This is a genomic window from Streptomyces sp. NPDC046831 (assembly GCF_040645305.1).
Classification (GTDB): Bacteria; Actinomycetota; Actinomycetes; order Streptomycetales; family Streptomycetaceae; genus Streptomyces.
Map to the genome: position 1 here is coordinate 114,650 of NZ_JBEYXZ010000019.1, position 10,266 is coordinate 124,915.

The 10,266-nt window shown below is 73.6% G+C and carries 9 protein-coding genes and 1 tRNA gene; 3 read left to right on the top strand and 7 right to left on the bottom strand.

Annotated elements, in window-relative coordinates; genetic code table 11:
• The first annotated feature begins 34 nt into the window (after positions 1-34).
• On the top strand, positions 35-3,301 hold the full coding sequence (locus ABZ920_RS18305; protein ID WP_361505465.1) for a S41 family peptidase: 3,267 nt from the start codon (positions 35-37) through the stop codon (positions 3,299-3,301).
• 163 nt (positions 3,302-3,464) lie between these two features.
• Here ABZ920_RS18305 and ABZ920_RS18310 read toward each other — a convergent pair whose 3' ends face one another.
• The 5 genes from ABZ920_RS18310 to ABZ920_RS18330 form a co-directional block, all read right to left on the bottom strand.
• Positions 3,465-3,731 (bottom strand): hypothetical protein, encoded by a 267-nt coding sequence (locus ABZ920_RS18310; RefSeq protein ID WP_361505468.1) that lies wholly within the window; start codon positions 3,729-3,731, stop codon positions 3,465-3,467.
• 195 nt (positions 3,732-3,926) lie between these two features.
• Complete coding sequence (locus tag ABZ920_RS18315; protein WP_361505471.1) at positions 3,927-4,154, bottom strand: hypothetical protein; 228 nt, start codon at positions 4,152-4,154, stop codon at positions 3,927-3,929.
• A gap of 76 nt (positions 4,155-4,230) precedes the next feature.
• A complete protein-coding gene (locus tag ABZ920_RS18320; RefSeq protein ID WP_361505473.1) occupies positions 4,231-5,115 on the bottom strand; it encodes an SDR family oxidoreductase in 885 nt (294 codons plus the stop codon).
• Entirely contained in the window at positions 5,112-6,050 is a 939-nt protein-coding gene (locus ABZ920_RS18325) for an alpha/beta hydrolase (RefSeq protein ID WP_361505506.1), read from the bottom strand. The genes ABZ920_RS18320 and ABZ920_RS18325 overlap by 4 nt, the downstream gene beginning before the upstream one ends.
• A 53-nt stretch (positions 6,051-6,103) precedes the next feature.
• Entirely contained in the window at positions 6,104-7,627 is a 1,524-nt protein-coding gene (locus ABZ920_RS18330; protein WP_361505476.1) for an NAD(P)/FAD-dependent oxidoreductase, read from the bottom strand.
• 194 nt (positions 7,628-7,821) lie between these two features.
• Here ABZ920_RS18330 and ABZ920_RS18335 point away from each other — a divergent pair, with 194 nt between their 5' ends.
• Positions 7,822-8,442, top strand: a complete 621-nt coding sequence (locus ABZ920_RS18335; protein WP_361505509.1) for a MerR family transcriptional regulator — start codon at positions 7,822-7,824, stop codon at positions 8,440-8,442.
• 99 nt (positions 8,443-8,541) lie between these two features.
• Here the strand turns inward: ABZ920_RS18335 and ABZ920_RS18340 are convergent, their stop codons facing one another.
• Positions 8,542-9,345, bottom strand: a complete 804-nt coding sequence (locus tag ABZ920_RS18340) for an exodeoxyribonuclease III (RefSeq protein WP_361505479.1) — start codon at positions 9,343-9,345, stop codon at positions 8,542-8,544.
• Positions 9,346-9,428: 83 nt separating this feature from the next.
• Here ABZ920_RS18340 and ABZ920_RS18345 point away from each other — a divergent pair, with 83 nt between their 5' ends.
• The gene (locus tag ABZ920_RS18345) at positions 9,429-9,908 is read left to right on the top strand and encodes a GNAT family N-acetyltransferase (protein WP_361505482.1); all 480 of its coding nucleotides are present in this window, start codon (positions 9,429-9,431) and stop codon (positions 9,906-9,908) included.
• Between the two features lie 158 nt (positions 9,909-10,066).
• On the opposite strand, the gene ABZ920_RS18350 is transcribed toward ABZ920_RS18345, so the two are convergent.
• A tRNA-Ala gene (locus tag ABZ920_RS18350) sits at positions 10,067-10,140 on the bottom strand.
• Between the last annotated feature and the right edge of the window lie 126 nt (positions 10,141-10,266).

Genomic DNA, 10,266 nt, shown 5'->3' on the forward strand with positions numbered 1-10,266 from the left:
TGCTCCGTCCGGGCCGGGGGAAAAGCATGGGTGGGTGAGCTATCTGCGCCTGCCGCACCTCAGCGGAGACCTGCTGTGCTTCGTGGCCGAGGACGACCTCTGGCTGGCGCCGCTCGACGGACCGGACCGCGCCTGGCGGCTCACCGTCGACCGCACCAAGGCCGGCCACCCCCGCTTCTCCCCCGACGGCCGCCACATCGCGTACACGAGCTGGCGCAGCCTGGTGCCCGAGGTCCACCTGGTCGCGGTGGACGGCGGACCGGCCCGGCAGCTGACGTACTGGGGCAGCGCCGACACCCGGGTGTGCGGCTGGAGCCCGCCCGCCGAACACGGCCACACCGACATCCTCGCCGTCACCTCCCACGGCGAGCCCTTCTCGTACCTCACCTGGTCCTACAAGATCTCCCCGGACGGCGCCCCCGGCCGCAAACTGCCCTGGGGCCCGGTCTCCGACATCCAGGTCGCCGACCTCGACGGCGAGCGCAGGACCCTGCTGCTGACCGGCGCCGCGCCGCACGAGCCGGCCACCTGGAAGCGCTACCGCGGCGGCGCCACGGGCCGGCTGTGGCTGCACGGGCAGCGGCTGCTCGAAGGCCTCGGCGGCCACCTGCAGTCGCCGATGTTCGTCTGCGGCCGCATCGCCTTCCTCTCCGACCACGAGGGCGTCGGCAACCTCTACTCCTGCGCCCGCGACGGCTCCGACCTGCGCCGCCACACCGACCACGACGCCTTCTACGCCCGGCACGCCGCCAGTGACGGCACCCGCGTCGTCTACCAGTGCGCGGGCGACCTGTGGATCGTCGACGACCTGTCCGCGGACTCCGTCCCGCGCCGGCTGGACGTGCGGCTGAGCGGGCCGCGGGCGGGCCGCCGCCCCTACCAGGTACCGGCCGCGCAGCACGTCGACGGCATCTCCGTCGACGAGACCGGCCGGGCCAGCGCGGTGGTCGTCCGCGGCTCCCTGTACTGGCTGACCCACCGCGACGGCCCCGCGCGCACCCTCGTCGAGACCCCGGGCGTGCGCGTCCGGCTCCCGGAGATGCTCGGCGCGAGCGGCCAGGTCGCCTACGTGACGGACGCCGACGGCGAGGACGCCGTCGAGGTCTGCCACCTGCCGCGCGTCACCGGCGACCGCGAACGCCGCCGGCTCGCCTCCGGCGCCCTCGGCCGCGTCCTGGAGACGGTCTCGGACCCCGCGGGCGAACGGCTCGCGCTCGCCGCCCACGACGGGCGGCTGCTCCTGCTGGACGTGACGGAGGACGAGGGCGGCTCGGGCGGGGAGGTCACCGAGCTGATCCGTTCCGTCAACGGACCGGTGCGCGACCTCGCCTTCTCACCGGACGGCGCGTGGCTGACCTGGTCGCACCCCGGCATCGGCCGCTCCCTGCGGCAGATCAAGATGGCCCGCATCAAGGACCGCCTGGTCGTCGACGTCACCAATGGCCGCTTCGAGGACGAGAACCCGGTCTTCACCCGGGACGGCCGGTACCTGGCCTTCCTCTCCTGGCGCGGCTTCGACCCCGTCTACGACGTGCACACCGGTGACCTGTCCTTCCCCCTCGGCTGCCGCCCGTACCTGGTCCCGCTGTCCTCGGCGACCCCGTCCCCCTTCGCGCTGAACCCCGAGGGACGGCCGGCCGCGGGCGGCCTGGACCCGGCCGAGGACGAGCCGGACGAGAGCGGCGCGGTGACCGTCGAGGTCGAGGGCCTGGCGAGCCGGGTGACGCCCTTCCCGGTCAGCGCCTCCAAGTACTCGGCGCTGCGCCCGGTGGCGGGCGGCGGCCTGGTCTGGCTGCGCTGGCCGATCTCCGGCGCGCTGGGCGAGACGTTCGCCAACCCGAACGATCCCACCGAGCGCCCCACGCTGGAGCACTTCAACCTCGCCAAGGCGAAGAAGACCGAACTGGTAGGCCACCTCGACTGGTTCGCCGTCAGCGGCGACGGCACCCGGCTGGTCGTCGTCGACGAGGCCGAACTCCGCGCGGTGCCGGCCACCGAGAACGGCGACGGCGACACCATCACCTGGATCGACCTGCGCCGCATCCTGCACGTGGTCGACCCGGCCGCCGAGTGGCGCCAGTCCTACGAGGAGGCCGGGCGGCTGACCCGCGCCTACTTCTGGGAGCCGGGCATGTGCGGCATCGACTGGGACGCGGTGCTCGCCCAGTACCGCCCCCTGGTCGAACGGGTCGCCTCCCCCGACGAGTTCGCGGACCTGCTGCGCGAGGTCCTCGGCGAACTGGGCACCTCCCACGCGTACGTCGCCGCCGCCCGCCGCAACGAGGGACCGCCGCACTACCAGCGCCACCAGGGCCTGCTGGGCGTCGACTTCGTCCACCGGGAGAACGGCTGGACCGTCCGGCGCATCCTGCCCGGCGACTCCTCCGACTCCAAGGCCCGCTCACCGCTCGCGGGCACCGGCATCCGCGAGGGCGCGGTCCTGACCCATGTGGACGGCCGACCCGTGGACCCGGTGACGGGGCCGTACCCGCTGCTCGCCGGCTCGGGCGGTACGACGGTGGAGCTGACGTTCTCCCCCGCCGGCGGCGCCGGCCCCCCGCGCCGGGTCGCCGTCGTCCCTCTGACCGACGAACGGCCCCTGCGCTACCAGTACTGGGTGGCCAAGCGCCGGGAGGTCGTCCGGGAGCTCGGCGGCGGCCGCTGCGGCTACCTGCACATCCCCGACATGGGCGGCTCGGGCTGGGCGCAGTTCAACCGGGACCTGCGGATGGAGGTGTCGCGTCCCGCGCTCATCGTCGACGTGCGCGGCAACGCCGGCGGCCACATCAGCGAACTCGTGGTCGAGAAGCTGTCCCGCACCATCATCGGCTGGGACCTGACCCGCAACGCCCAGCCGGTGTCCTACCCCTCCAACGCCCCCCGCGGCCCGGTGGTGGCCCTCGCCGACGAGGCGACCTCCTCCGACGGCGACATGATCACGGCGGCCTTCAAGCTCCTGAAGCTCGGCCCCGTCGTCGGGCAGCGCACCTGGGGCGGCGTGGTCGGCATGACCGGCCGGCACCGCCTCGGCGACGGCACGGTGATCACGGTGCCGATGAACGCGGCCTGGTTCGACGCCTACGGCTGGTCCGTGGAGAACCACGGCGTCGCCCCCGACCTGGAGGTCCTGCGCACCCCGCTGGACTGGGCGGAGGGCCGCCACGCCCAACTCGACGAGGCCGTGGAACTGGCCTTGGAGCTCCTCGAGACCAACCCCCCGGCCACCCCGCCGGACTACCGCGAGGTCCCCGATCGGACCCGTCCCGTCCTGCCCCCGCGCCCCGCGCCGGGGCGGCCCTGACCGGCCCGCCGCCCCGGCCGTCCACGGGGTGTGGACGAGAACTCCGGACGGACCCAGCGGAACGCGACCGCACCCGTCACCGGGCGGCCGCGCAAGAAAAGGGACAGGACTCCACGCCCCGCCCCCTTCGATCCTCCAGGAGGACCGGCCCGGACTCACGACGCTAGGCGGGCAGTTCCTCGACGTAACGCTTCGCCGCGACGAGCGGGACATACGGGTATTCGTCGCGGACCGCCTTGATGGCGGCCACGTTTCCCCGTTCCCCGCGGACTCCCCGGATGCGCTCCTCGTCGACCTGGTTCCGGAATCCCTCGAAGGATCCGTACCGGTCCAGGGAAGCCTTCTGCCGCTTCTTCGAGGCACGGTCGCCGGCAATGGCGAGAGCGGCGGTGACACCCACCGCGACGGCACCCGTGATTCCCTCGATCATGGCCCCCCTCGGTATTCGTCCGATCGTGCTGGTGCGGCCGCCGATCTACCCGCTCGCCGACCGGGACATGCCGCGGGCTGGACGTCCTTGCGCACCGTAGTGCCCTCGGGGCGCGAACCGGCGCCGCGCGGCGGAACGCGGGGCACCCGCCCAAGGGGGCACCCCGCGTTCCCGGATTCGATCCGCGCGCGGCGACTAGGCGTCGTAGTCCGCGTCGAACCGGTCCTCCATGTCGTCCCGCGTGTCGTCCGTGCCCTGCCGGCCACGGTCACGCTGCTGGGACGCACGCTCACGCGGCTGACCCGCCTGCTGCCCGGCCTTCTCGCGGGCCTGGCCGGCCTTCTCGCGCGCCTGGCCGGCCTTCTCCCGGCCCTGCTGCTGCCGCTGCTCGGCCTGGTCCTGGTACTTGTCCTTCATGCCCATGTGGGTTCACTCCCAAGGTGGGTGAGGGGATCGGGCTCGACCAGATTCACACGGGCGGTGACGCGGCGCATGTCGATCAGTTACGCAGGGTAGTCCTCTCCCGTTCGTCGGCCGCCCCGCCGGCCCCGACGAGCCCCGTGCGCATGCCCGTCAGCCGGTCCGCGAACCGCCGCATCTCCCGTTGCCCCACCGTCCCGATGAGGCCCGGCAGATACCCCCGCACGCCCTGCATCCCGCGCAGCCACCACTGCCCGTACACATGGCTCGACCGCCGCTCGATCCCGGCCACGATCCGGTCCACCGCCGGGCCCAGCGGATAGGTCTTGTTGGACGGCCACGGCAGCCGCTGCCGCAACTCCCGCATCACGTCGTCCTGGTCGGCCCCGCGCACCATGTCGGTGTCGGTCCACGACAGGTAGGCGACCCCCACCCGCACGCCCTGGTGGCCGACTTCGGCGCGCAGACTGTGCGCGTACGCCTCCACGCCCGACTTGGACGCGCAGTACGCCGTCATCATCGGCGCCGGGGTGATCGCGGCGAGGGAGGCGATCTGCAGCAGGTAGCCCCGGCTCTCGGTCAGCGCCGGCAGGAACGCCCGGCCCGTCACCGCCGAGCCGATCAGGTTGACCTCGATCACCCGCCGCCAGGACGCGGGGTCGGAGGCGGCGAACGGACCGCCCGTCGCCACACCGGCGTTGGCGACCACGACGTCGACCTTCCCGAACCGCTCCTTCACCTCCGCAGCGACCCGGGTCATCGCCTCGTGGTCGGTGACGTCGGCGTACCAGTGCTCGGCCTCGCCGTGCAGCCGCCGCCGGACGTCCTCGAGCGCCTCCGGCTCCAGCCCGACCAGCGCGATCCGGGCGCCGCGCGCGGACAGTTTGCGGGCGAGCAGTTCGCCGACCCCCCGCGCGGCCCCGGTGACGACCGCGACCTGCCCGTCCAGCCCCACCCTGTTCATGCGCCCTCCTCGATCCGTACGCCGTCCGTGCTCTTCGGTGCCGTGGCCGCGTACGCGGCGGCCAGTTCGCGGATCCTCCCGGTGACCGGACCGGGCGCCTCGACCGGCGTCATGTGGCCGAGCCCGGGCAGTTCGGTCACGCCGAGGCAGTCCGGCAGCGCGGCGGCCAGCGCCCGCGCGTGCACGGGCGGGGTGAGCCGGTCGGCCGTGCCGACGATCACCGCCGTGGGCACCCGCAGTTCCCGTACGCCGTGGTCGAGGTCGAGCAGGTACAGCACCTGCGACCAGGCGTGCCGCGCCCGGCGCGGGCAGGCGTGCACGATCCGCGCGCAGGCCTCGACCATGTGGGGCGCGGAACCGGGCCCCATCGTGCCGTACTTGAGGATCCGCAGGGCGAGCGGCGTGACCGGGCCGAGCGGTGCCCGGGAACCGAGGATGTGCCGGGTCAGCCAGGTCCGCAGCCGCCCGGCCCGGATCGGCACGACGGTCGACTCGGCGACCAGGCGCGAACTGCCCGTGCTGCACAGCAGCACGGCCGCCGCGTGCTCCCGGAAGGCGGGCCGCGCGGCCGCGGCCAGCACGGTCATGCCGCCCATGGAGTGGCCGGCGATCACGGCCTTCTCGCCGGGGGCGAGCGTCGCCCTCAGCACCGCCTCCAGGTCGTCGGCGAGCGCCTCGGTGCTGCACGCCCGGCTCGCGGGGCTGCGCCCGTGGCCGCGCTGGTCGTAGGCGATGACGCGGTGGTCGGCGGCCAGTTCCCGGATCTGCGCCGCCCAGAAGGCGGTCGAGCAGGTCCAGCCGTGCGCGAGGACGACCGCCGGGGCGGCCGGATCGCCGTCGGGGCCGTGCACCTCGACGTGCAGCCGGGCGCCGTCGGCGGAGACGACGGTCAGTTCACGGGCCGGGGCGGGCGGGGCGTACGGCCCGGAGGTCACGTGGGCCGGCCGGGGCCGGGCGGAGCGGGCGGCCCGGGGGGAGACGGAGCGGCTCACGCGTCCACCTCCACGGGCGCCTTCGCCCCGGTCGTCCCGGCGCTGGCCCGCGGGGCCCGCAGGATCTCGTACTCCGCGAGGTCCACGCGCCGGGTCGCCCGCCGGAACTCCGCCGTCGTACCGGGCCAGATGGTGGTGTTGCGGCCGCTGGGGTCCAGGTACCAGCTGGTGCAGCCGCCGGTGTTCCACACGGTGCGCTTCATGCGCTCCTGCACCGCGCGGTTCCAGGCGTCCACGGCGCCGGGCCGGGCGTCGAGGGCGGCACGGCCGCCGAGGACGTCCAGCTGCCGCAGGTAGTCGGCCATGTAGTTCAGCTGGGACTCGATCATCAGGATCATCGAGGAGTTGCCGAGGCCGGTGTTGGGCCCGATGATCGTCATCCAGTTCGGGAACCCGGCCGCGGAGGCGCCCCGCAGGGCCTCCATACCGCCCTTCCAGGTCTCCGCCAGGGTCCGGCCGTCCGCGCCGACGACCCGCTCGGCGATCGGCATGTCGGTGACGTGGAAGCCGGTCCCGAAGATGATCGCGTCGACCTCGGCCTCGCTGCCGTCGGCGCCGACGACGGTCGAGCCGCGGACCTCGCTGAGGCCGCTCGCGACCACGTCCACATTGGGCTGGGCGAGGGCCGGGTAGTAGGTGTTCGACAGCAGGATCCGCTTGCAGCCGATGCGGTAGTCGGGGGTCAGCCTGGCGCGCAGCGCCGGGTCCTCGACCGCGCGGGCCATGTTGCGCTTGGCCAGCTCCTCGACGATGCCCAGCTGGCCCGGGTGCTTGGTGAACGCCTGCACCTGCATCTCGCGGATGCCCCACAGCAGGGCGCGGCGCAGCTGCGAGGTGAACGGCAGCGCGCGGTGCAGCCCGCGCTCCAGTGAGCTGATTTTGCGGTCGACGCGGGGCATCACCCACGGCGGGGTGCGCTGGAAGAGGGTCAGCTTCGCCACGTCGGGCTGGACGGACGGCACGATCTGGATGGCGGAGGCACCGGTGCCGACCATGGCGACCCGCTTGCCGCGCAGGTCGTAGTCGTGGTCCCAGCGTGCGGAGTGGAAGACCTTCCCGGGGAAGGAGTCCAGCCCCGGGATGTCCGGGATCTTCGGGTCGGACAGCGGCCCGGTGGCGGAGACGACGACGTCGGCGGACAGCTTCCCGGCGGCGGTCTCGATGTCCCAGCGCAGCTTCCCGGCGTCCCAGGTCATCTTCTCGACCTCGGCGTCGAAGCGGATGTGCGGGCGGAGCCGGAACAGGTCCGTGACGTGCTCCAGGTAGGCGCGGATGTGCTCCTGCCCGGAGAAGGTGCGCGGCCAGTCGGGGTGGGGCGCGAACGAGAACGAGTACAGGTGGGACGGCACGTCGCAGGCGCATCCCGGATAGCTGTTGTCGCGCCAGGTGCCGCCCACGCTGCCGGCCCGTTCCAGAACGACGAAGTCGGTGATCCCCTCGCGGCGCAGCCGCACGGCCGCCCCGAGCCCGCCGAACCCGGACCCGATCACCGCCACCCGTACATGCTCGTGCTCGGCCATCCCGGTGCCCCTCCCTGCCGTGCGCGGCTCCCCGGCGGGTCCGCGCACACCGCCGACTCTGCCAGTGAACACTGGCGCAATGGGGAGCGTAGAGGAGCTGCGTACTGATGGGTAGAGGTCTGCGCAAGGAAGTTACCGGCGGTACACCATAGGCTTCCCCTGTGGCAGCAGACGGTGGACGACGCGAGTACCGCATGGAGGAGCTGGCCCGGCTGGCCGGCATCACGGTGCGCACCCTGCGCTTCTACCGCGAGCGCAAGCTGATCCCGCCGCCCCGCCGCGAGGGCCGCATAGCCTGGTACGACGACCACCACCTGGCCCGGCTGCGCACCATCTCGGCACTGCTGGAACGCGGCCACACCCTGAACGGCATCGCCGAACTGGCGGAGGCCTTCGACCACGGCCGCGACGTCGGCGACCTGCTCGGCATCGGCGCCCCCACCGAGGAGGTCCCGGTCCGGCTGACCCCGGAGGAACTCGCCGACCACTTCGCCGGCGAGGTCACCGCCGAGAACCTGGCCGCCGCCATGGACCTCGGCTACCTCGGCACCGACGGCGACGAGATCGTCCACGTCAGCCGCCGCCTGCTGGACGTCTCCGCCGCGCTCGTACAGGAGGGCATCCCCCTCGCCGAGGTGCTGGACGCCGGCCGGCGCGTGCGCGAACACGCCGAGGCACTGGCGGGGTTGTTCGCGGAGCTGATCGGGCGCCACGCCCCTGAGCAGGACCTCCAGCGGCTGCGCCCGCTGGCGAAGAGCGTGGTGGAGGCGGAACTGTCGATGGCCCTGGACCGCCGCCTGCGCAAGCAGCCCTAGGCCCTGGCGGTGCCTCGCGCGCGGGCGTCGGTGGCGCGCCGGCCGCCGTGCGCCGGACAGCCCGCCCCGTCCCGCCGGACCGCCCGGCCGCCCGCCGTCCTAGAGGTCGTAGACGACCGTCACCGGGGCGTGGTCCGACCACCGCTCCGCGTGCGTGGCCGCCCGCTCCACGAACGCCTTGACCGCCCGACCGGCGAGGCCGGGCGTCGCGACGTGGTAGTCGATCCTCCACCCGGCGTCGTTGTCGAAGGCCCGCCCCCGGTAGGACCACCACGTGTACGGGCCCTCGACGTCCGGGTGCAGGGCGCGGACCACGTCGGCGTAGCCGCCGGCCGTCGGGGACAGCACGGTGCTCAGCCACTCCCGCTCCTCCGGCAGGAAGCCGGAGTTCCTGGTGTTGGCGCGCCAGTTCCTCAGGTCCGCCTGCTGGTGGGCGATGTTCCAGTCGCCGCAGACGAGCACCTCGCGCCCGTCGGCGGCCGCCCGCTCGCGCAGCTCCTTGAGGTAGGCGAGGAACTCGCCCATGAACCGGACCTTCTCCTCCTGCCGCTCGGTGCCCACCTCGCCCGAGGGCAGGTACAGGCTCGCCACCGTGACACCCGGCAGGTCCGCCTCGACGTACCGCCCGCTGCCGTCGAACTCGGACGACCCGAAGCCGACCTGGACCCGGTCGGGTTCGCGGCGGGTGTAGAGGGAGACCCCCGCACGGCCCTTCGCGGCGGCCGGGGCGTGCACGGCGTGCCAGCCGTCGGGCGTGCGCACGTGCTCGGGCAGCTGGTGCGGCTCGGCCCGCACCTCCTGCAGGCAGAGCACGTCGGCGGCGGTGCCCGCGAGCCACTCCACGAAGCCCTTCCTCGCGGCGGCCCGCAGCCCGTTCACATTGGCGGAGGTCACAGTCAGCACCCAGGAACCCTACCGGCACACTGGGGAGGTCTCCCGCGAGACCTCCGACCCCGTCACCTGAGCATGGATATACGGTTCGCCACATGGACATCCGCCCCGTCCCCTTCGACCACCCCGACGCGATCAAGCTGAACGACCAGGTGCAGGCCGAGTACCACCTGCGCTACGGCGACGGCGGCGACGCCACCCCCCTGGACCCGGCGGACTTCGCGCCGCCGAACGGCGTGTACCTGATCGCGTACGACGTGGACGGCACCCCCGTCGCCACGGGCGGATGGCGCACCCAGGACCAGAACGGCGAGGGCAACGAGGACGGCGACGCCGAGCTGAAGCGGATGTACGTGGTCGAGGAGATGCGGGGCCGCGGCCTGGCCCGGCGCATGCTCGCCGCGCTGGAGGAGGACGCCCGGGCGGCCGGCCGGCTCCGCATGGTCCTGGAGACCGGCGACCAGCAGCCGGAGGCCATCGCCCTGTACACCTCCAGCGGCTACACGCCGTGCGTCAAGTTCGGCTACTACCGGGAGTACGAGTCGAGCATGTGCTTCGCCAAGCCACTGCGCTGATCCGCCGGACCCCGACCGGCCCCGCCGAAGCCCGCGCCGGCCGCCCCGGCGGGGGCTTCGGCGCAGAGGCGGACCCGGAACGGGACGGCGAACGGCGCAGCGGGCCGTGGGCACGACGAAGCCCCTGGGGATCTCTCCGCCAGGGGCTTCGTGCTGCGTGGACCTGAGGGGATTCGAACCCCTGGCCCCCTCGATGCGAACGAGGTGCGCTACCGGACTGCGCCACAGGCCCTTGCAACGAGTGAAACTCTAGCATCCCGATCCGGGTGGTTGGAAATCCGCTCCCGGGCTGGTCAGAGGCGGGGCTCCTGAGGGCGCGTCCGCCGGCCGCGGGGGGGCGCGGGCGGCGGGCCCCGGC

Bases quoted from the DNA above. Each gene is read 5' to 3' on its own strand.
- ABZ920_RS18345 (WP_361505482.1), top strand. From the start codon at position 9,429: ATGGACATCCGCCCCGTCCCCTTCGACCACCCCGACGCGATCAAGCTG.
- ABZ920_RS18310 (WP_361505468.1), bottom strand. From the start codon at position 3,731: ATGATCGAGGGAATCACGGGTGCCGTCGCGGTGGGTGTCACCGCCGCT.
- ABZ920_RS18315 (WP_361505471.1), bottom strand. From the start codon at position 4,154: ATGGGCATGAAGGACAAGTACCAGGACCAGGCCGAGCAGCGGCAGCAG.
- ABZ920_RS18335 (WP_361505509.1), top strand. From the start codon at position 7,822: ATGGAGGAGCTGGCCCGGCTGGCCGGCATCACGGTGCGCACCCTGCGC.
- ABZ920_RS18330 (WP_361505476.1), bottom strand. From the start codon at position 7,627: ATGGCCGAGCACGAGCATGTACGGGTGGCGGTGATCGGGTCCGGGTTC.
- ABZ920_RS18320 (WP_361505473.1), bottom strand. From the start codon at position 5,115: ATGAACAGGGTGGGGCTGGACGGGCAGGTCGCGGTCGTCACCGGGGCC.